At 74.9% G+C, this 20,799-nt stretch carries 19 protein-coding genes; 9 read left to right on the top strand and 10 right to left on the bottom strand.

Going from position 1 to position 20,799, the window contains the following annotated elements; all coding sequences use genetic code 11:
* Positions 1-164: 164 nt before the first annotated feature.
* The gene (locus CP974_RS13290) at positions 165-383 is read left to right on the top strand and encodes a hypothetical protein (protein ID WP_031128828.1); all 219 of its coding nucleotides are present in this window, start codon (positions 165-167) and stop codon (positions 381-383) included.
* Positions 384-407: 24 nt separating this feature from the next.
* Here the strand turns inward: CP974_RS13290 and CP974_RS13285 are convergent, their stop codons facing one another.
* Positions 408-917 carry a hypothetical protein gene (locus CP974_RS13285; protein ID WP_031128827.1) on the bottom strand — a complete coding sequence of 170 codons (510 nt, stop codon included), beginning with the start codon at positions 915-917 and terminating at the stop codon, positions 408-410.
* Positions 918-1,122: 205 nt separating this feature from the next.
* Between CP974_RS13285 and CP974_RS13280 the strand changes: the two genes are divergently transcribed.
* Positions 1,123-2,121 (top strand): aldo/keto reductase, encoded by a 999-nt coding sequence (locus CP974_RS13280; protein WP_031128825.1) that lies wholly within the window; start codon positions 1,123-1,125, stop codon positions 2,119-2,121.
* A gap of 341 nt (positions 2,122-2,462) precedes the next feature.
* On the opposite strand, the gene thpR is transcribed toward CP974_RS13280, so the two are convergent.
* Genes thpR through CP974_RS13265 form a run of 3 tightly spaced genes read right to left on the bottom strand, consistent with a single transcriptional unit; the run spans position 2,463 to position 4,939 of the window.
* Positions 2,463-3,044 (bottom strand): RNA 2',3'-cyclic phosphodiesterase, encoded by a 582-nt coding sequence (gene thpR, locus CP974_RS13275; protein ID WP_031128823.1) that lies wholly within the window; start codon positions 3,042-3,044, stop codon positions 2,463-2,465.
* Between the two features lie 12 nt (positions 3,045-3,056).
* The gene (locus tag CP974_RS13270; protein ID WP_037936616.1) at positions 3,057-4,454 is read right to left on the bottom strand and encodes an MFS transporter; all 1,398 of its coding nucleotides are present in this window, start codon (positions 4,452-4,454) and stop codon (positions 3,057-3,059) included.
* 29 nt (positions 4,455-4,483) lie between these two features.
* Positions 4,484-4,939, bottom strand: coding sequence for a MarR family winged helix-turn-helix transcriptional regulator (locus CP974_RS13265; RefSeq protein WP_031128821.1), 456 nt, complete (start codon positions 4,937-4,939; stop codon positions 4,484-4,486).
* Between the two features lie 311 nt (positions 4,940-5,250).
* Between CP974_RS13265 and CP974_RS13260 the strand changes: the two genes are divergently transcribed.
* The 4 genes from CP974_RS13260 to CP974_RS13245 are packed head-to-tail and all read left to right on the top strand — an operon-like array spanning position 5,251 to position 7,016.
* Entirely contained in the window at positions 5,251-5,874 is a 624-nt protein-coding gene (locus tag CP974_RS13260; RefSeq protein WP_031128819.1) for a hypothetical protein, read from the top strand.
* A 24-nt stretch (positions 5,875-5,898) separates the two neighbouring features.
* The gene (locus CP974_RS13255) at positions 5,899-6,459 is read left to right on the top strand and encodes a hypothetical protein (RefSeq protein WP_031128817.1); all 561 of its coding nucleotides are present in this window, start codon (positions 5,899-5,901) and stop codon (positions 6,457-6,459) included.
* Positions 6,460-6,491: 32 nt separating this feature from the next.
* Complete coding sequence (locus CP974_RS13250) at positions 6,492-6,773, top strand: hypothetical protein (RefSeq protein WP_031128815.1); 282 nt, start codon at positions 6,492-6,494, stop codon at positions 6,771-6,773.
* A 60-nt stretch (positions 6,774-6,833) separates the two neighbouring features.
* Positions 6,834-7,016 (top strand): hypothetical protein, encoded by a 183-nt coding sequence (locus CP974_RS13245; protein WP_031128813.1) that lies wholly within the window; start codon positions 6,834-6,836, stop codon positions 7,014-7,016.
* Positions 7,017-7,098: 82 nt separating this feature from the next.
* On the opposite strand, the gene CP974_RS13240 is transcribed toward CP974_RS13245, so the two are convergent.
* Positions 7,099-8,547, bottom strand: coding sequence for an NCS2 family permease (locus CP974_RS13240; protein WP_031128811.1), 1,449 nt, complete (start codon positions 8,545-8,547; stop codon positions 7,099-7,101).
* Positions 8,548-8,714: 167 nt separating this feature from the next.
* Between CP974_RS13240 and CP974_RS13235 the strand changes: the two genes are divergently transcribed.
* Together CP974_RS13235 and CP974_RS13230 are read left to right on the top strand one after the other, a co-directional pair.
* Entirely contained in the window at positions 8,715-9,083 is a 369-nt protein-coding gene (locus CP974_RS13235; RefSeq protein WP_051838967.1) for a DUF2530 domain-containing protein, read from the top strand.
* A 312-nt stretch (positions 9,084-9,395) separates the two neighbouring features.
* Complete coding sequence (locus CP974_RS13230) at positions 9,396-11,801, top strand: HAD-IC family P-type ATPase (RefSeq protein WP_031128808.1); 2,406 nt, start codon at positions 9,396-9,398, stop codon at positions 11,799-11,801.
* A gap of 379 nt (positions 11,802-12,180) precedes the next feature.
* Here CP974_RS13230 and CP974_RS13225 read toward each other — a convergent pair whose 3' ends face one another.
* Entirely contained in the window at positions 12,181-15,360 is a 3,180-nt protein-coding gene (locus CP974_RS13225) for a sacsin N-terminal ATP-binding-like domain-containing protein (RefSeq protein ID WP_373365949.1), read from the bottom strand.
* Positions 15,361-15,618: 258 nt separating this feature from the next.
* On the opposite strand from CP974_RS13225, the gene CP974_RS13220 reads away from it, so the two are divergent.
* Positions 15,619-15,909, top strand: coding sequence for a hypothetical protein (locus CP974_RS13220; RefSeq protein WP_140160790.1), 291 nt, complete (start codon positions 15,619-15,621; stop codon positions 15,907-15,909).
* Positions 15,910-16,367: 458 nt separating this feature from the next.
* On the opposite strand, the gene CP974_RS13215 is transcribed toward CP974_RS13220, so the two are convergent.
* The 4 genes from CP974_RS13215 to CP974_RS13200 form a co-directional block, all read right to left on the bottom strand.
* Positions 16,368-17,210: a 1,4-dihydroxy-6-naphtoate synthase gene (locus tag CP974_RS13215; protein ID WP_031135625.1), complete on the bottom strand. Its 843-nt coding sequence runs from the start codon at positions 17,208-17,210 to the stop codon at positions 16,368-16,370.
* A 6-nt stretch (positions 17,211-17,216) separates the two neighbouring features.
* Complete coding sequence (locus CP974_RS13210) at positions 17,217-17,975, bottom strand: futalosine hydrolase (RefSeq protein WP_031135623.1); 759 nt, start codon at positions 17,973-17,975, stop codon at positions 17,217-17,219.
* Complete coding sequence (locus CP974_RS13205) at positions 17,972-18,463, bottom strand: hypothetical protein (RefSeq protein ID WP_031135621.1); 492 nt, start codon at positions 18,461-18,463, stop codon at positions 17,972-17,974. Before CP974_RS13205 ends, CP974_RS13210 begins: the two co-directional genes overlap by 4 nt.
* Before the next feature lie 432 nt (positions 18,464-18,895).
* The gene (locus CP974_RS13200) at positions 18,896-20,215 is read right to left on the bottom strand and encodes an MFS transporter (protein WP_373276712.1); all 1,320 of its coding nucleotides are present in this window, start codon (positions 20,213-20,215) and stop codon (positions 18,896-18,898) included.
* Between the last annotated feature and the right edge of the window lie 584 nt (positions 20,216-20,799).

Below are 20,799 nucleotides of genomic sequence, written 5' to 3'. Positions count from 1 at the left end.
CACCCGGAGCCGCCGCCCTCGGGCGTTCCCGGCGGGGCGGCCGGGCGGGGGCGCGGGGGCCGCCGCGCAAGTCCGGTTAGTCAGATGGGGTTGTCGGGGCGGCGACTCCGTTCAGGGCGCCCCCTCATTGACCACGCTGTGTAGGGAGATCGTTCACAGAGCGTATGGAGGTGCGTGCCATGGCGGAGCGGCTGCGGGCTGCGGAGGAGACGGTGGACCGCTTGCGGGACGAGCTGCTCAGGGTCGGTGTGGTCCTGCCGTCGCTGCGGGTGGACCTGGTGACGGTCACGAGCGAGGCACCGTATCCGCTGGTGGAGCTGGGCCGGTGCAACCTGGACACGGCGGTCCGGCTGGCCGCCGCGCTGGAGGGGGCGCGGAAGTGACGGCGGCGGGGAGCGGCCGGCCGCCTACGGTGGGGGCGGCGCGCTCCCCGCCGAGGGCACGGCCACGGAGGCGCCGCCGACCCCCCGGTAGCCGGTGGTCGTGCTGGCCGTCGGCCGCAGGCCCACGGAGGGGATGTCGGCGCGGACGCGGGCCGTGGTGGTGTGGCGGCCTGGCGCGGCCGGGACGCGGGACGTGCAGACGACGCCGGCCATGCCCCGCAGCCGGAAGCGGGGCCCGCCCGGGCAGACCAGGGCCCGGCCGGGGGCGGCCGGGTCGGTGACGGTGACGCGGTGCAGGTCGGCGCCGGACCGGTTCGTCACCACGTACCGCTTGACGACGGGGTGGCCGGCGGGAACGCCGCGGTCCTCGGCGGCGCGGCCAGGCAGCCCGTTGACGGTGACGGACAGGGTGAGGGCCCCGGCGCCCGCGCCGTCGGCGGCGGCGGACGGGGCGGAGGGCAGCGACAGGAGCATCACCGCCACGAGGAGCGGCGGCAGCAGCGAGCCGACGAGCGCCCATCGCCAGACCGCCATGCGAGCCATCCCCGCCTCCCCTCCGTGAGCCTTCCGGTCCGTCCCCACCACCCTCGAAGGCTCCCGCCCCCCGCGAAAGCGGGGCTACGCCACCCGCCCCCGGAACCACCCCACCGGCCGACCGGCCCCCCCCTTCGCGCCGTATGGCCGGAGGGCCGGAGGCGGCCTTGCATGGAGTGGGCTCCAAGGCGTTGGCTTGTCTCCCATGAAGTACACGCAGCTCGGACGCACCGGACTCAAGGTCAGCCGACTCGTCCTCGGCACGATGAACTTCGGACCCCAGACGGACGAGGCGGACAGCCACGCCATCATGGACGCGGCGCTCGACGCCGGTGTCAACTTCTTCGACACGGCCAACGTCTACGGCTGGGGCGACGACAAGGGCCGCACCGAGGAGATCATCGGCTCCTGGTTCGCGGGCGGTTCCCGCCGGCGGGACAAGGTCGTCCTCGCCACGAAGGTGTACGGCTCGATGGCGCCCGACGGGGAGGTCTGGCCCAACCACGACCGGCTGTCCGCCGTGAACATCAGGCGGGCCGTCGAGGGCAGCCTCAAGCGGCTGAGGACGGACTACATCGACCTGTACCAGTTCCACCACATCGACCGCCGGACGCCCTTCGAGGAGATCTGGCAGGCGATCGACGTACTGATCCAGCAGGGCAAGGTGCTGTACGCGGGGTCGAGCAACTTCCCCGGCTACAAGATCGCGCAGGCCAACGAGGCCGCCGCGCGGCGCGGCATGGTCGGTCTGGTCAGCGAGCAGTGCCTGTACAACCTGGCGGAGCGGCGCGCCGAGATGGAGGTCATCCCGGCGGCCCGCGACTACGGGCTCGGCGTCATCCCCTGGTCACCGCTCCACGGCGGCCTGCTGGGCGGCGTCCTGCGCAAGGAGCGCGAGGGCGGCGCGTCGCCGCGCGCCCGGTCGGGCCGGTCGGCGGACGCGCTGAGGGACACCGACATGCGGGAGAAGGTCCAGGCGTACGAGACGCTGCTGGAGAAGCACGGGCTGGAGCCGGGCGAGGTGGCGCTGGCGTGGCTGCTCACCCGCCCCGGTGTCACGGGCCCGATCGTCGGCCCGCGCACGACGGACCAGCTCGCCTCGGCGGTGCGGGCCTCGCAGCTCGAACTGACGGAGGAGGTCCTGACCGAACTGGACCGCGTCTTCCCCGGTCCGGGACCGTCCCCGGAGGCGTTCGCCTGGTAAGGCGAGGTGCCGCCCGCGGCCGGGCGCCTTGGCGCGGGGCTCCAGGCTCGCGGGGCCCCGGCTCGTAGGGCCTGGCACCGGCGTACGGGGCGGGGGGTCCGGACGCCCGTCAGGCCGGGCCCCCGCCCGGGGCCGGGCGTGTACGGAGTGCGTACGGATCCGGGCGGGCCGCGTACGGGGGCGCGTGCGGGCGGGCCGGGCGCGGGCCGGCGCGTCGCGCGGGCGGGGGCGGCGCGGGCGGGTTACCGGCCTGCTGCCGCCGCCACGGCGACGACGGCGAACATCAGCACGAGCACGGCGGCCATGACGCGGTTACGGGTCTTCGGGTCCACCCTTCGAGGTTAACCGGCCCCCGGGGCCGGCCCGCCCAGGGGCCACGTGGCGAGCGTCTCGTAGCGGGGCGCCTCGCCCGGCACCCCGGGGGCGGGCGGGTTGCTGCGGACCAGGTCCAGCGCGGCGACCTCCCAGCGGCTACCCCGGAAGTGCTCCAGCGCCTCGACGAACGGCCGCAGGTCCGCGTCGGCGCGGCTGCGGGCGAGCGTGAGGTGGGGCTGGTACCGGCGGGGCTCCTCCATCGCGACGCCCGAGCGCCGGGCCGCCGCGTCGGAGCGCTCCGCGAGCAGCCGCATGTCGTCGAGGCCGCCCGCCGCGCCGGCCCACAGGGCGCGGCGGCCGAACCGCCCGCCCCCGTGGACGCGCAGCGGGAACGGCGGCGTGCGGTGCGCGGCGCGGCCGAGCCGCTCCGACAGCTCGGGCAGGACGGCCTCGTCCACCTCGCCCATGAACGCCAGCGTGTAGTGCCAGCTCGGGCGGCCCGTCCAGCGCAGCGCGTCCGCGCCCGGCATCCTCCGCAGCTCCCCCACCAGGGCGGCCAGTTCCTCGACCGCCGCGGGCGGCGGCAGTACGGCGGCGAAAAGCCTCATACGGCGAGTCTGTCACGCCGTGGCGGCGAGGCGGGCGCCCTCTTCACGCCCTTCACGCCCCGCGCGGGGCACGAAACGCACCTGCGGGTGCCGTACGCGGCGGCCCGGCCGCAGCTCCACCCGCATCCGCAGCCCGGTCGAGCGGGACAGCAGCGCGCCGATCACGACGGCGGCGGCCAGCGACACGGCGCCGCCGGTCGCGAAGCCCACGCGGGCGCCGTACGTGTCGGTGACCCAGCCCAGCAGCGGCGCGCCCAGCGGCGTACCGCCGGCGAAGACCATCATGTAGAGGCTCATCACCCGGCCCCGCATCTCGGGGTCGGTCGCGAGCTGCACGAAGGAGTTGGCCGTCACGTTCACGGTCAGCCCGAACATGCCGATCGGCACCAGCAGCAGCGTGAACAGCCAGAAGCCGGGGCTCATCGCGGCGGCGATCTCCAGGACGCCGAAGACGGCGGCGGCGCCGATCAGCAGCCGCAGCCGGGACGTGCCGCGCCGGGCCGACAGCAGGGCGCCCGCCAGGGAGCCGACGGCCATGAGGGTGTTGAGGAGGCCGTACATGCCGGGTCCGACGTGGAAGACGCCGTCGGCGAAGGCGGTCAGCCAGATCGGGAAGTTGAACCCGAACGTGCCGATGAAGCCGACCAGGGCGATCGGCCAGATCAGGTCGGGGCGCCCGGCGACGTACCGCAGGCCCTCCCGGAGCTGGCCCTTGCCGCGCGGGACGCGGGCGGTGGGGTGCAGCTCGGCGGGCCGCATCATCAGCAGCGCGGCCAGGGGGGCCAGGAACGACAGGCCGTTGACGAGGAACGCCCAGCCGCTGCCGACGGAGGCGATCAGCAGACCGGCGACGGCGGGGCCGACGAGGCGGGCCGACTGGAAGTTCGCCGAGTTCAGGCTGACGGCGTTGCGGAGCTGGTCGGGGCCGACCATCTCGGAGACGAAGGACTGGCGGGCCGGGTTGTCGACGACGGTGACCATGCCGAGCAGGAAGGCCACCAGGTACACGTGCCACACCTGGACGTGCCCGGAGAGGGTGAGCACGGCGAGGGCGATGCCGCACAGGCCGAGGGCGCCCTGGCTCAGGACGAGGAGGCGCCGCTTGGGGTACCGGTCGGCGATCACTCCGCCGTACAGGCCGAACAGCAGCATCGGGAGGAACTGCAGCGCCGTGGTGACGCCGACGGCGGCGGCGGAGCCGGTGAGGCTCAGGACCAGCCAGTCCTGGGTGATGCGGGCCATCCAGGTCCCCGTGTTGGAGACGATGGCCCCGGTGAAGAAGAGGCGGTAGTTCCGTACCTTCAGCGAGGCGAACGTGCCGCCTGCGGCGCGGTGCGGGGCGCGGGTGGTGCGGTCGGCGGGGTGGGGGTTGTGTCCGGGGGCGGAGAGTTCTCCGGTTCCCGTACTCAAAAGGGGTCGCCTCCTCGGCTCGGGTCGTCCTACAGGTGCGCGAGCTTCTCCAGTACGGGGGCGGCGGCGCGCAGCCTGGCCCACTCGTCCTCGTCCAGACCCTCGGCGAGGGAGGCCAGCCAGGCGTTCCGCCTGCGGCGGGACTCCTCGAGCATGGCCTCGGCCCGCTCGGTCTGGCTGACCACCTTCTGGCGGCGGTCGTCCGGATGCGGCTCCAGCCTCACCAGTCCCTTGGCCTCCAGCAGCGCGACGATGCGCGTCATGGACGGCGGCTGGACGTGCTCCTTGCGGGCCAGCTCGCCGGGGGTGGCCGAGCCGCAGCGGGCGAGCGTGCCGAGCACCGACATCTCGGTGGGGCTCAGCGACTCGTCGACGCGCTGGTGCTTCAGCCGCCGGGACAGCCGCATGACGGCGGAGCGGAGCGCGTTCACAGCGGCTGCGTCGGCGTCGTCGCCGCCGGGGTGGCCGTGGGACAGGTCAGGCATGTTCTTTAGCCTAACTCATTACTCTGTCTAAAGACCAGTCCGATGATCCGACCGGCGCCTGTGGTGAGGGATGTCACCCCCTGACCTCTGCGGGAGGGCCAGAGTCCGCGTGCGAGCGGTGAGGCGGCCGGCGGCCATGGCCGGCCGCGCGCTGGGGCGAGGGCCTCGGGGGATCGACCTCCATGCGCAGCTCTGCGAGGCCCGGCGCGTAGTCGGCGTCGTCCGCCGACGACATCGCCACCATCCTGCGCGAGTACGCCGAGGCGGCCGTCGATCCGAACCGCGATGTCGCGGACGAGATCCATCGTGCCATGCTGGTGGCGGCCAAGGAGATCGCCGAGGACATGGCCAGGTCGACGAGCCCCAAGAGCCTTGTCACCGGCGTCACCTCCGTCGTCGGCAAGGGCGCGGGCCTGGTCCTCTCGTTCGACGTCAAGGCCATCCTCGACATCAACACGGCGAAGCTCAACCGGATCGTGGACACGTACACCGGCATCCTGGACGGGCTGACCGCCCGCATGGAAGCGCTGAAGGGGCCGCTTGAGGAGGCGTACCTGAGCGCTCCCAAGTTCGAGGCCGGCGTCGCCCGCGCCCAGGGCTTCGGCGTGCGCGCCCTGGAGGAGTTCAAGGAGTCGCAGGTCTGGCTGAAGGTGGACTCCACAGGGAAGTACGACCTCAACCTCACCGCCAACGAGTACTTCGAGCACGGCCACACACTCGACAAGCACGTCGGCAAGACGCACGCCGAACGGCGAGACCAGTGGCGGAAGCGTGCCCAAGCAGCCGGTCGACCCGACGACCCGAAGTCCGGCTACAAGGGAGGCGGGATGGATGCCAAGGCGTACGACGTGACCGGCATCGACACGCGCATCAGGTACGACAGCAGCCGCAACCCGCCCTTCACCGTCATGACGTCGATGCCCTCCAAGCCCTAGCCCTCCGAGGAAGACTCGCACCACATGTTCACCGACCGGACCTCCTGGGAAGCCGCGGTACGCCACCTGTACAGGGACGCGTCCGCGTACATCGCCACCGGATCGCGCCGCCACCAGTACTGGACGCTCGACGTCCTCGCGCTGATGGCCCGGGCGGTGCCGGATCCCCGGGGGTGGGCCCGTGTCGACGACGCGGAGAAGGACGCCGAGCGGGAGGCGAACCCGATGTGGCCCTTCGCCAGTCACCCCCCGGAGTACGTCGCGCCGCGCCTCAAGGAGATCGACAGGGACAGTGCCGAGAACCTGCTTTTGGCCCTCACCGAGGCCGGCTGCACCCTGGACAACCTCCGGTACTTCGACGAGTCCGAGGATGAGCTGAGGGCGATGGCGCGCACCATCCTGGCTCGCTACGGCGACGAGGCCGCCTATCACACCAACGTCAGCAAGACCGGCAGCGCGCCCGGCACCCTCGACTTCACGTTGCAGAGCCTGGGGTACAGCCCGCTGAGCGTCCTGATGGAGGACTGCGGCCTCGTCGTCGTGTCGGGCACCGAGGTCGGGCTGTTCTGGACGTTCTCCGACTGACGGCCCAGCCGCCGACCAGGTGGTTTGAGAGGATGCCCCCCGCGCTGACCGGTTCCGCTTCTTATCCCGACCGGGAGACCGCCCAGTGGGCCACCCGGCAGGTGGTGACCGCCTACGAGCAGCTCATCCACCGCTGGCTGGCCCAGGGCACCCGGGCCCGGCTCACCATCGAGGCTGCCTGGCCGTCGCATCTCGTGCACGTGCCCCTTGGCGCGGCGGGGCGGGGGATGGCCGTTCATCGCCGTATCGAGGCCGCCGCAGCCGGGCGGCCGTACCGGAGGCCGCCGTCCGGCGGGAGGGTGGGTCACTCGTAGGAGTGATTATCCGACGAGAATGCGCGCGGGCGCGGAGTGCGGGCCGGGACCCTGGGCGGCATGGGATCGACAGTGCTCAGCCTGCGGATGGACGGGGAGCTGCTGGAGCGGCTCCGGCAGCACGCGGCGAGAAGCGGGATGAGCGTCCAGGACTATGTCGTCCGGACGCTTGTTCGCGAGGACTTCGACGAGCGGTTCCACGCGGCCGTCGACGAGACGGAGCGGTTCTACGGCGCGACGTGACGCCGCGCGGCCCCGCCCGTGGTGGGCGGGGCCGCGTTGGTGGGCCGGGCCGTCCGGCGTCCGGGCCGCGGCGCCGGGGCCGCTATGTGAGGCCCAGGGCCGGCATGGCGTAGTAGAAGACGAACACCGCCGACACCGCGTACATCGCGGGCGGGACCTCGCGTCCGCGGCCCGCGGCGAGGCGCAGGACGCTGAACGAGATGAAGCCGATGCCGATGCCGTTGGTGATCGAGTACGTGAACGGCATCATCGTCATCGCCAGGAACGCCGGGACGGCGATGGTGAAGTCGCTCCAGTCGATGTCCTTGATCGACCCGGCGAGGATGAGGAAGCCGACCGCGATCAGCGCGGGCGTCGCCGCCTGCGACGGGACCATCGTGGCGAGCGGCGTGAAGAAGAGCGCCACGCCGAACAGGCCGCCCGTGACGACGGAGGCGAGGCCCGTACGGGCGCCCTCGCCGACGCCCGCGGTGGACTCGACGTAGCAGGTGGTGGCGGACGACGAGGTGAGGCCGCCCGTGGCGACGGCGAGGCCGTCCACGAGGAGGACCTTGTTGATGCCGGGGAACTCGCCCTTCTCGTCCATCAGCTTCGCCTCGTCGCCGACGCCGAGGATCGTGCCCATGGCGTCGAAGAAGCAGGACAGCAGGACGGTGAAGACGAACAGCGAGCCGGTGAGCAGCCCCACCTTCTCGAAGCCGCCGAGCAGGCTGACCTGCCCGAGCAGGCCGAAGTCCGGGGTGGCGACCGGGTTGCCCGGCCAGGTGGGCGTGGTCAGGCCCCAGGACGGGACCTCGGCGACCGCGTTCACGACCATCGCGGCGACCGTCATGGCGACGATCGAGATGAGGATGGCCCCCGGCACCCTGCGGATGATCAGCGCCAGGGTGAGCAGCGTGCCGACCGCGAAGATCAGGACGGGCCAGCCGCCGAGGTGGCCGTCCGCGCCGAGCTGGAGCGGGACGGTGGTGCGGGCGATGTCCGGGATGCGCGAGACGAAGCCGGCGTCCACCAGGCCGATCAGCATGATGAACAGGCCGATGCCGATGGCGATGCCCTTGCGCAGGCCCACCGGGACGGCGCTCATCACGCGCTCCCGCAGGCCGGTCGCGACGAGGAGCATCACGATGAGGCCGGCGATGACGACCATGCCCATCGCGTCCGCCCACGCCATGCGCGGCGCCAGCTGGAGGGCGACGACCGTGTTGACGCCGAGGCCGGCGGCGAGGGCGATCGGGACGTTGCCGATCACGCCCATGAGGAGCGTCGTGAAGGCCGCGCTCAGCACGGTCGCCGTGACCAGCTCGCCGCTGTCCAGCTGGTGCCCGTACATGTCCTTGGCGCTGCCGAGGATGATCGGGTTCAGCACGATGATGTAGGCCATCGCGAAGAAGGTCGCGAAGCCGCCGCGTACCTCCCGGCCGATGGTGGAGCCACGCTCCGAGATCTTGAAGAACCGGTCCAGCGGGCTGCTGGAGCCGGTCGGCTGCTGCCCGGGCGCAGCCGGGGGAGCGGTGACCGAGGAGGGCATGCGGAACCTCGTGATGCGGGGATGGTGGGGCCGTCAGCCGGTCGGCGGCGGCTCATTGTGTGTTCGTACGAGAATAGCCGGGCTACGGCAAACGGTTTCAGTATGAACATATGACTGGAAGATCGCTATCTCCGCGCGTAGAACGGTCCGCCGCTTACCATGTGGACATGGCCAAGTGGACCCCTTCGCACGAGGCGCCCGAGCCCCTGGAGGGGCCGGTCGTCGCCACCATCACCGGCGGCACGATCCTGTGGTTCGTCCTCTTCCTGGTGCAGGTCCCCTTCTACGGCTGGTTCGCCGACCGCGACCTCGACTGGTGGGTGTGGACCTGCCTCGCGGGCGCGGGCCTGGGCCTCATCGGCATCTGGTACGTCCGCCGGCGGGACGCCGCGCTCCGGCGCGCGGCCTCCGGGCCGGGCGGGCCGGGCACTCCCGGCGCACCGGGCGGCGGGGGCGGCTCCGGCGGCGGCCCGGCGGGGCCCGGAGCCCCCGCGGGGACCGCACCCGCCGCGCCCGCCGGCCCCGCCGCGCCCTGACCCGGCGGAGGACCGGTCGGGCCGGGTGGTCCGATGGTCCGGGTGGTCCGGTCGGGCCGGGTGGTCCGGTGGAGCCGGTGGTCCGTCGGGCCGGAGTGACGGGGCGGGCCGGAGTGACGGGGCGGGCCGGGCGGGCCGCGGGGCGGGTCATGCGGGCCGGGTGCCTCGGGGCGCCCCGGCCGGTGCGGTCCTCCGGACGGGAGCGGCGGGGGCGGCGCGTGTAGTGCCCCGGGAGGGTTCTCGTCCTACCAGGGTCGGATCCCGCGCCCGTTTCGCGGGTGGCCGCCGTGCTCCGGCCGTACCGTCGGACACATGACGCAGCGGGCCGGGACCGAGGACGCCATCGTGGGAGCCGCCGGGGGCGCGGACGTGCCGTACCGGCCGGACGGGCTGACCGCCGCCGAGGTGGCGGCGCGGGTCCGGCGGGGCGAGGTCAACGACGTCCCCGTACGGTCCTCCCGGTCCGTGCTCGACATCGTCCGGGGCAACGTCCTCACCCGCTTCAACGCCATCATCGGCCTGCTCTGGGCGGTCATGCTGGTCGTCGCGCCCATTCAGGACAGCCTCTTCGGCTTCGTCATCGTCGCCAACACCGGCATCGGCATCGTGCAGGAGCTGCGCGCCAAGAGGACCCTCGACTCCCTCGCCGTCATCGGCGAGGCGAAACCGACCGTCCGCCGGGACGGCGCGCCCGTCGAGGTGTCCGTCTCCGAGATCGTCCTCGGCGACCTCGTGGAGCTGGGGCCCGGTGACAAGGTCGTGGTCGACGGCGCCGTCGCGGAGTCCGACAGCCTGGAGGTCGACGAGTCGCTGCTCACCGGCGAGGCCGACCCCGTGCTGAAGAAGCCCGGCGACCCCGTCATGTCCGGCAGCTTCGTCGTCGCCGGCGGCGGCGCCTTCACCGCCACCAAAGTCGGCCGCGAGGCCTACGCCGCCCAGCTCGCCGAGGAGGCGTCCCGCTTCACCCTCGTCCACTCCGAGCTGCGCTCCGGCATCTCCACCATCCTCAAGTACGTCACCTGGATGATGGTCCCGACCGCCACCGCGCTCATCGTGAGCCAGCTCGTCGTCAAGGACACCGACCTCAAGGACTCCGTCGCCCGCACGGTCGGCGGCATCGTGCCGATGATCCCCGAGGGCCTCGTCCTCCTGACCTCCGTCGCCTTCGCCATCGGCGTCATCCGGCTCGGCCGCAGGCAGTGCCTCGTACAGGAGCTGCCCGCCATCGAGGGGCTCGCCCGCGTCGACGTGGTCTGCCTGGACAAGACCGGCACCCTCACCGAGGGCGGCATGGACGTCGCCGAGCTGCGGCCCCTGGACGGTTTCGACGAGGCGTACGTACGGAAGGTCCTCGGCGCCGTCGGGGACTCCGACCCCCGCCCCAACGCCTCCCTCCAGGCCGTCATCGACGCCTACCCCGACACCGACGACTGGCGCTGCACGGAGGCCCTGCCCTTCTCCTCCGCCCGCAAGTACAGCGGCGCCACCTTCAGCGAGGGCGACGGGCAGAGCAGCTCCTGGCTCCTCGGCGCCCCCGACGTCCTCCTCCCCGACGGCGACCCCGCCCTCGCCGAGACCGACTCCCTCAACCGGCGCGGCATGCGCGTCCTGCTCCTCGCGCGGGTCACCGGCGAGCTGGACGACCCGAAGACCCCCGGCACGGCGCGGGCCGCCGCCCTCGTCGTCCTCGAACAGCGACTGCGCCCCGACGCCTCCGACACCCTCGCCTACTTCGCCGACCAGGACGTCGCCGCCAAGGTCATCTCCGGCGACAACGCGGTCTCCGTCGGCGCCGTCGCCGCCAAGCTGGACCTGCCCGGCGCCGACCGGCCCGTCGACGCGCGGCACCTGCCCGAGCGGCCCGAGGAGATGGCCCGCGCCCTGGAGGAGGGCGTCGTCTTCGGGCGGGTCACCCCGCAGCAGAAGCGCGACATGGTCGGCGCCCTCCAGTCGCGCGGCCACACCGTGGCCATGACCGGCGACGGGGTCAACGACGTGCTCGCCCTCAAGGACGCCGACATCGGCGTCAGCATGGGCTCCGGCTCCGAGGCCACCCGCGCGGTCGCCCAGATCGTCCTCCTCGACAACAGCTTCGCCACCCTGCCGCACGTCGTCGCCGAGGGGCGGCGCGTCATCGGCAACATCACGCGCGTGGCGACGCTGTTCCTGACGAAGACCGCCTACTCGGTGCTGCTCGCCGTCCTCGTCGTCGTCGCCCAGGTCGAGTACCCGTTCCTGCCCCGGCACCTGACCCTGCTGTCCACGCTCACCATCGGCGTGCCCGCCTTCTTCCTGGCGCTCGCCCCCAACAAGGAGCGCGCCCAGCCGCACTTCGTGCGGCGCGTCATGCGGTACGCCCTGCCGGCCGGGCTCATCGCGGCGGCGGCCACCTTCACCTCGTACCTGCTCGCCGGGCACCACTACAGCGGGCCGGGCGCCCTCGAGGCCGAGACCAGCGCGGCGACCCTGACGCTGTTCCTGGTCTCGCTGTGGGTGCTGGCGATCATCGCCCGGCCGTACACGTGGTGGCGGGTGGTGCTGGTCGCGGCGATGGGCGGGGCGTTCCTGCTGGTGCTCGTCGTGCCCTGGCTGCAGGAGTTCTTCGCGCTGCGGCTGGTGGGCACGACGATGCCGTGGGCCGCGGCCGGTATCGCCGTGGCGGGAGCGGCGCTGCTGGAGGTCGCGTGGCGGTGGGTGGAGCGGCGCGTTCCGGCGTGAGGGGCGGGGAGGGTGGTGACCAGGGGCCCGGTGGGGCCGGGGGCCGGACGGGCGGGCTGGGGGCCGGGCGGGCCGGACGGTCCGGGGCCGGGCGGGTGGGCCCGGGGGCCGGGCTGAGGGGTACTCCGGTCGTCCACCCCCGCCCGGGAGCACCCCTCAGCCGGCACCGTCCGGGGTGCTCCGCGGCGCCGGCACCCTCGTACCCGCACGGCCCGGCTGGAGCCGGCCTCGGCTGACCCCCGGCCTCGGTTGGAGCCGGCCTCGGCTGACCCCGGCCTCGGTTGGAGCCGGCCTCGGCTGACCCCCGGCCTCGGCTGGAGCCGGCCTCGGCCGGAGCCCGAGCACTCCGGCCCGAGCCGGCTCCCCGCCCGTTCCCGGCTCAGTCGAACCAGCGGTCCCGGGCCAGTTCCTCCGTGCGCGACGGGTCCTCCAGCAGCGCCGCCACCTCGAACCGGCGCGGCCACTGCCCCGCCGCCCAGGCCAGCCCCGCCGCCACGCCCTCCAGCGTCGCCGCGTGCAGGGTGCCGTCCGGGGTGATCCGCCAGTCCAGCTCCACCCCGCCGGCCACCAGCTCCTCGTGCTCCACGTACGTCGCCGGGGTGGCCGGGCCGAGCAGCGCGTGCACCGGCGCGGGGACCTCGTGCTCCTCGCCGTCCGTCGACACCTCCGCCACCACGGCCTCGCCCAGCCGCCGCACCTGGAGCAGCTCCGCCAGGTCGGCCGCCCGTGACGGCGCCACCGGCAGCAGCGGCAGCCCGCCGGCCAGCGGCAGCAGGTCCGGCGCGTCCGCGACCACCGCGTCCGCCGCGTCCACCACCCGCACCTCGCCGTCCACGACGGCCCGCAGCTCCTCCGGGAGCGTCACCTGCTCCGGGTCCAGCTCCGCCAGCGCCGAGTACAGCCCGTGCAGCTGGGCCCCCGTGACCTCGCGGTCCGGGTCCGCGAGCCGGCCCAGCAGCTCCGCCGCGCCGCCCGGCTCGTCCAGCAGGGCGGCCACCGACGTCCGCACGCCCAGGGCGCGCAGCACCTGCGCGTCGTCGAAGCCCGTGGTGTCCACCGACTCGTAGAGGCCCTCCAGTAGCGGGTCGGCGCCCGCCGCGCGCAGGCCCGCCGGGCGGCGGCCGTCCAGCACCGGGTGGTCGCGCAGCCACCACGCCGTGTATGGGCGGACCGTCTCGGTCGTACCGTCCGGCAGCAGCACCCGCACCGGCTGGGTCAGCGCGTCCCGCAGCGGCGGCCGGGACAGCAGGGCCAGCGCGCGCGGCCAGGCGTCGTCGTCGACCAGGTCGAGGTCCCGTACGGCGACGACCTCCGTCGCGACCGGCGGCACCGGGGCCTCGGGCAGCCGGTCCAGCACGTCCTCGCACCACACGTCCACGGCGTCCAGCAGGCCCACGTCGTCCGGCTCCGCGTAGTCGGCGTCGCGGGGCTCCAGCTCGTCCGGGTCCAGCACCACGTCGCTCGCCCGTACGAGCGCGAAGTCGGCCAGCACACCGCACGCGGCGAGCGGCCGCTCGCCCCAGCGGGCCGCCAGCTCCTCGTCGCACAGCGCCAGCTCGCCCTCCCGCATGACGGAGGCGAACGCGCTGCCGGGCAGCACCAGCTCGCCGGCCGGCGCCGGCTCCCCGTCCTCGTCCGGCAGCGCCAGCGCGCCGAGCCACGGCTCGTCGCCCGGCTCCAGGCCCGCGTCCCGCACCAGCGCGAGGACGATCTCCGCCAGCTCCTCGGCGTCCACCCCGTTCTCGTCCCACACCTCGTCGGCGTCCAGGGACGCCGCGACCGCCGCCCGCACCTGCGGGGTCGTCAGCACCGCGCGCGGGGTGGCCGGCAGGGCGCCCAGCTTCTCCAGGAGCGGGTGCGCCGCGTCGGGGTGGGCGACCTTCAGCCCGAGCCGGGCGAGGTCCACCGGGGTGTCGGGCAGCGGCAGCAGGACCTGCCGGGGGCCGATGGTGGTCCGGTTGTCGGCCAGCGGCACCGGCAGGCCGGTCAGCCGGTCCGGGTCGACGCCCGCCAGCGAGTCGTACAGCCGGTGCCACCACCCGGGTGCCCGCTCGGTGCCCGCCAGCCGGTCGATCGCGTCACCCAGCGGCAGCCGTGCCACGCCCAGTGCCCGCAGCTCGGCGCGCCGCTCCAGCCCGGCGGGCAGCAGCGTGGGCAGCACCTCCGCCAGGACCCGTACGGTGTCCGCGCCGGCGCCCTCGACGACCTCCGCCTCGAACGGGCGCAGCGCCACCAGCTCCTCGGAGGGGGCGGCCGGGGCGAGGAACGGGACGCGGGGCAGCAGCTCCAGCACCGCGCCGCGGATCGCGCCGTCCAGGACGCCCTTGCCGAGCGGTCCGGGCACCAGGTCGATGGTGCCGGTCGTCACGGGACGCCAGGCGGCGAGGAGTTCGGCGTACGCCTCGGCGGCGCGGGCCACGACGAAGTCGGTGAGCGGACCGGGCGCGGGGTGGCGGCGCGTGGAGTCCAGCGGGAACGACGCGATGAGCAGCGCCGGTACGGTCAGGGGCTCGTCGGTCGGCGTCGGCGCGTGCACGACGGGCGCGGTGTCCGGGCGGACGGGCGCGCCGTCCGCGTCGGCGGGGACGGCCCAGGTCACCGACCAGTGCGGGCGCAGCCGCTCCTCGACGGGGCGGTCCCTGAGCAGCTCGGGCGGGGTCGCGCCGGTGCGGGTGACGGTCCGCCAGCGGGTGGTGCCGCGCGCGGAGTCGTCCACGATCGTGTACTCCTCGTCGCGCCCGCGCGTGAGGGTCCGCGTGCCGGCCGGGGTCTCCACGACGATCTCGGCGAGGCCCGGCAGGGTGAGCAGCAGCGTGTCGCCGATCCCGGCGAGCAGCCGCTCCACCAGGTCCACGGCGGCGGCGTCGCGCAGCGGGAGGACGACCACCGTGTCGTAGCCGGTGGGCGGGGTGCCCTCGGCGGGCAGCGGCAGGCGCAGCAGGGGCACGTGGCCGTCGCGGCGGCGCAGTTCGTCGCCGAGGCCGGGGCTGGCCTTCGCGGCCTCGGCGGCCATGTCGCGGGCCTCCGCCAGGGACCAGCGCACACCGCCGTGCCGACCGATGACCGCGGGCTCGTCGGTGACGGCGAGGACCGCGGCGAAGCCGACCCCGAACCGGCCGACCGCGCCCTCGTGGCCCTCCCGCTTGGCGGAGGCGCGGAGCGTGGACAGCGACTCGACGCCCGTCGCGTCCAGCGGGGCGCCCGTGTTGGCGGCGGCGAGCACCGCCGGGCCGTCCGCGCCGGCGGGGTGGAGGGTGAGCCGGAGGCGGCCCGGCGCCCCGGCGCGGGCCGCGGCGTCGGCGGCGTTCTGCGCGAGCTCCACCACGAGCCGGTCGCGGTAGCCGCCGAGGCTCAGCTCCTCCTCGGCGTTGGCGTCCTCCCGGAACCGCGCGGGACCGGCGCCCCACGCGTCGAGCACTCCGCGCCGCAACCGCGCGGTCCCGAACGGGTCGGTGCCCTCGCCCGCCGCCGTCGCCCTCACGCTCACGATGTGCTCCGCTCTCCTCGACGTACGAAACCGGTCTGCGGCCGAAGGTACCGCGCACCCCGCCGTCCCCATGAACGCGCAGGTCAGCAGGGGTGCGCGGGGGTCGCGAAGAACTTCCGGAAAATCTTGCGGGGCGACCTGCAACCCCGGAGGGGGCCGCACGTCTATCCAAGTGAAGGCAGCGATACGGCCGACGGGACCGGGGGGACCGGTCCGGGCTCGGGCCCGGACGGGGGGCCGCAGGCCGGTTCCCGCGCGGTCACCGTCGTCCTGGGCGAGGCGGGAGCCACCCGTACGCTCCGCACGGGCGACGACCCGCTGACCCTCACGGTGACGGTCCTCAACACGACCGGCGGGGACGCGGAGGACGCCACGGACAACCTGTCCGTGGCCGCCGAGGGCGGCACGCTCTCCGGCGGCGACGTGAACGTGTCCCTGCTGGCGGAGGACGGCTCCTGGCGGCCCATCGGCCACACGGCCCGCCTCACGACGGCGACGCTCCCGGCGGGGGAGTCGCGCACGCACCGGGTGCGCATCTCCCTGCCGGAGGGCTTCCCCGCCTCGGTGACCCGGCTGCGCGTGACCGCCTTCAGCAACGCCGGCGAGGAGACGATCACGTGAGCGCCCCGCACCCGCCCGTTCACCCCTTGCCGCCCACCCGCTGACGGCGCCGACTCCGACGGCCCCACCCTCGGCCGCTGGGCCGCTGGGCCGCTGGGCCGCTGGGCCGCTGGGCCGCTCGGCGGCTCGGCCGCCGGACCGCGTGCGGGCCCGACCGGCGACCGCCCCCGGCAGGGGCTGGGCGACGGCGGGGACCGTGACTGGTGCGCCCCCCGCCCCCGGTCAGAGCGCTGCGCGGCCGGGCAGCGGGGCGGCGCGGTCGGACCGCGGGGGAGCACGCCCCGCGCCGTCTCGGCCTCTTCTGGGCCCGCCCGTACGGACGGGCGCGGGCCCATCGGTCGGACGCGCACGGCTCCGCCCGTACGGCTACGTGGGGCGCTGTGGGGGAGTGGCGACGGCGACGTGCCGCAGGGGCCCGACGCGCGGTGGTGCCGGCCGGTGAGTCCGGGGAGGGGGCGTCAGGGGAAGGCGAGGGAGGCCGGGGGGACCGGTGGGACCAGGCCCTGGGAGGCCGCGCGGGACAGCAGGGCGTGCACGGCCTCGTAGCCGGCGGGCCCCAGGTCCTCCGTGAAGTCGTTGACGTACAGGTCGATGTGGCGCCGCGCCACGTCCGGCGCCATCTCCTGGGCGTGCGCCCGCACGTACTCGGCCGACGCCGACGGTGAGGCCCACGCCCGCCGCACCGACTCCCGCGCCGCGTCCGCGAGGCCCCGCAGCGCCCGCGCGCCCAGCGAGCGCTTGGCGATGATGGCGCCCAGCGGGATGGGGTGCCCGGTCGTGGCCTCCCAGTGCTCGCCCATGTCCGCGAGGCGGTGCAGCCCGTAGTCCTGGTAGGTGAACCGCGCCTCGTGGATCACGAGGCCCGCGTCGACCTTCCCGTCCCGCACCGCCGGCATGATCTCGTGGAACGGCATCACGACGACCTCGCCGACCCCGCCGCCCGGCACGGCCTGCGCCGCCCACAGCCGGAACAGCAGATAGGCCGTCGACCGCTCGCTGGGCACCGCCACGGTCCGCCCCGACAGGTCCAGCCCCGGCTCCCGCGCCAGGACCAGCGGGCCGCAGCCCCGCCCCAGCGCCCCGCCGCACGGCAGGAGGGCGTACTCGTCGAGGACCCAGGGCAGTACGGCGTACGAGACCTTGAGGACGTCCAGTTCGCCGCGCTCCGCCATGCCGTTGGTGACGTCGATGTCGGCGAAGGTGACGTCCAGCTCCGGAGCGCCCGGCACCAGGCCGTGCGCCCACGCGTGGAAGACGAACGTGTCGTTCGGGCAGGGGGAGTACGCGATGCGCGTCACCACTGGCCCTCACTCCTCCCTGAAGACGCGGGTGCTGAGCGGTTCGAACGCCGTGCGCAGCGCGTCCAGCGCCGCACCGACGCGCCATGCGGCGCGGTCGCGCGGGCCGACCGCGTTGGAGACGGCGCGGATCTCGACGGCCGGCACACCGTGCGCGGCGGCGGCCTCGGCGACGCCGAAGCCCTCCATGGCCTCCGCCCCGGCGCGCGGATGGCGGGCGGTGAGCTCGGCGGTGCGGGCGGCGGTGCCGGTGACGGTGGACACCGTCAGGACGGGCGCCGTGAGGCACGGCAGCCCGGCGCCGCGCACGGCCTCCGCGACCCGGTCGCACAGCGCGGCCGGCGGGGTGTGGACGGAGCGGCCGAAGCCCAGCTCCTCCACCGGGAGGTAGCCGTCGGGCGTGTCGGCGCCCAGGTCGGCGGCGACGATGCTGTCGGCGACGACGAGGGACCCGAGCGGGGCGCGCGGCGCGAACCCGCCACCGATCCCTGCGCTGATCACCAGGTCGTACGGGTACGGGGCGGTGGCCAGCGCCGTCGCGGCGCCGACCGCGGCGGCGGCGGGCCCGACACCGGCCGCCAGCACGTCCACGGCGGGCGCGGCGGCACCGGTCAGCCGGTCGAGGCTGCGCCCCGTGAGCAGGTGGCTCGTCACGGTGTGGCCGCTCGGCAGCGGCCGGGAGGACCGCGCCGCGCAGTCGACGAGTCCGCCGGCGACGGAGTGGGCCTCCGCCGCCACGGCGGTCACGACCAGGACGCGCAGGGTCACACCTTCTTGAGGACGAAGCGGTAGACGCCGATGGCCTTCTTCGTCTTCGCGTCGGTCTCCAGGAGCGCCACCCGGACGTTGGGGCTGGTCTGGCCGCCCATGCCGGGCGCGAAGAACGAGCTGGCGCTGATCGAGCGGTACGTCTTCGTGTACGGCTCCTGCTCGGCGCGCTCCCCGTCCAGGAAGATCGTCCAGCCGTTCTCGGCGATCTCCGGGTCGACGCCGAAGCGGATCCGGTCGTCGACGGACACCTCGACCTCCTCGCCGCCCTTGGCGCTGAGGCACTCCTGGACGCGGGACTCCTTGAGGCCGCCCTCGTCGTAGCAGTTTTCGGCCGCCTCGGTGTTGTACGAGTCGGAGCCGACCGTCACGGTCGCGATCGGCGTCGGCTTGGAGCCGCAAGCGGAGAGGACGAGCAGGCCGGCGGAGACGGCACCCAGAGCGACGCCGGCCCGGCGGGCCTTTCCGGAGAAGAACGCAACGGTCATGGGCCGAAGGCTATCGGTCCCGGCCGCCGCAGGCGCATGCGGGGCTCGCGCGGCGCGCACACCTCACCCGGCGGCCCACCGCACGGTGGGGCTCCCCCGTGTCCCCGCACCGGACATTTCTCGCCATGTCCTGGTACGTGTCCCGCCCGATCCGTGCCGGTCCCGGCCCCCGGTTCCAGCGGAGCCGGTCGCCCCGCTCTGCCCCGGCTCTCGCCACGCCCCGGCCGCCTTGCGGTGCCCTGCGGTGCGGTGCGGTGGGCTGCGGTGTGGTGCCGTGGCTGACCTGACCTGACCTGACCTGACCTGTTCTGACCTGACCTGACCTGTTCTGACCTGACCTGTTCTGATCGGTCCGGTCTGGTCTGTTCCGGTTCGCTTCGTTCCGCTCGCCTCGCCTCGCCTCGCGGCGTCGCCGGGGCGGAGGGCCGGTGGTCAGCGGGTCGCGTCCGGGTCCGCCGCCGAGCCGGGCGCGGGGCCGGGAGCCGGACGGTCGGCGGAGCCGGGAGCCGACCCAGGAGCCGGGCCGGGGGCCGGACCGGGAGCCGGGCCGGGGGCCGGACCGGGAGCCGGGCCGGGGGGTGAGGGGTGGGCCGGCCGGGGGTGGTGGCGGGCCTCGTGCAGGAGGCCCCGGCCCGCCACGGCGGCCCCGGCGGCGAGGATGGCCGCCGCCACGGCCATGCCCAGCGTGCCGTTGAGCGGCAGGACGATGCCGAGCGCGCCGCCCACCACCCACGCCATCTGGAGCAGCGTCTCGGAGCGGGCGAACGCCGACGTGCGCACCGACTCCGGCACGTCCCGCTGGATCAGCGCGTCGAGGGAGAGCTTCGACAGGGCCTGCGCCAGCCCCGCGACGGCGCCCAGCAGGGCGACCAGCGCGCCGCTGAAGAAGACGGCCGCCGCGACCGTCGCGGCCAGCAGCAGCACCAGCATCGTGGCGATGATCGCCTCCGGCGCGCGGTCCCTGAGCCACGCCCCGACCGCCGTGCCGCAGGCGTTGCCCACCCCTGCGGCGACCCCCACCACCGCGAGCGAGACGGCCGCGCTCTGCCCGCCGATCGGGTCCACCCGCAGCAGGAACGCCAGGAAGAAGATCAGGAACCCGGCCAGCCCGCGCACCGCCGCGTTGGCCTGGAGGGCGTGCAGGACGGCCGGGCCGACCGTGCGCAGCCCCGCCTTCCGCTCGTCGTGGACGAGGATGCGCGCCCTCCGCTCGCCCTTCGCGGAGTCCACCTTGTGCGGCAGCGTGAAGGCCAGGACCGTGCCGGCCGCGAACAGCGCGCACGCCCCGTACAGCGGCCACTGCGGCCCGATCCGGTGCAGCCCGACCGCGACGGGTGCCGCGGCGCCCGTCGCGAGGAGCCCCGCGAGGGTGACCCGCGAGTTCGCCTTCACCAGGGAGAAGCGGGGCGGCAGCAGGCGCGGTACGACGGCGGAGCGGACCACCCCGTACGCCTTCGACGCCACGAGCACGCCGAGCGCCTCCGGGTACAGCTCCAGGCCGCCGGTCGCGACCACCCCCGACAGGGCGACGGCGAGGAACGCGCGGAACGCCATGGCGCCCGCCATCGCCGCGCGCCGGCCGTGCGGCACATGGTCGAGGAGGGGGCCGATGACGGGGGCGAGCAGGGCGAACGGGGCGAGCGTGATGGCCAGGTACAGGGCGACCCGGCCGCGCGCCTCGTCGGTCGGCACGGAGAAGAACACGGTCGAGGCGAGCGCCACGGTGATCATCACGTCGCCCGCGCCGTTCACGGCGTGCAGTTCGATGAGCTTGCCGAGGCCGGACTCGCCCGCGCCCTGCGCGTGGGTGGCGCGGCGGATGCCGCGGGCGGTGGAGGTGAAGGGCAGGCGGGCGGCCCGGCCCAGACCGCGGGCCGCCGCACGGAACCTACCGGCGCGTTTCGGCCGACTGGTGGGGTCCGGCGGACCGATGGGGCCTGGGGGGTGTGCGGGGTCCGTTGGGTCGGCGGGGACCGGTGGGTCGCTAGGGGCTGTTGGGCCGGCGGTGTCCGTTGGGCCGGCGGTGTCCGTTGGGCCGGCGGTGTCCGTTGGGTCGGCGGGGTCCGGCCGCCCGACGGGTTCGGCTCCGTCGACGCGGTGGGGCTGCCCGGTGGTGGGTTCCGGTTCGACCGGGCTCGGCCGCCCATGGGGCTCCGGCCGCCCGGTGGGATCCGGCCGCTCACCCGCCCCCGGTCCTCCGGCGCGCCAGGTCCCTCCGACGCGCCCGGCCCGCCCAGCGCGCCCGGTCCGGCCGGGGCGCTGCGGCGACGGTTTCCGGGACCACCGCGCGGCTGCCACGTCGCCATAGTGCCCCACCGCCGCCGTCCGCGACGGCC

It is taken from the genome of Streptomyces fradiae ATCC 10745 = DSM 40063 (assembly GCF_008704425.1).
GTDB lineage: Bacteria > Actinomycetota > Actinomycetes > Streptomycetales > Streptomycetaceae > Streptomyces > Streptomyces fradiae.
The sequence above is the reverse complement of the archived record's forward strand: the minus strand, read 5'-3'. Positions and strand labels throughout refer to the sequence as shown.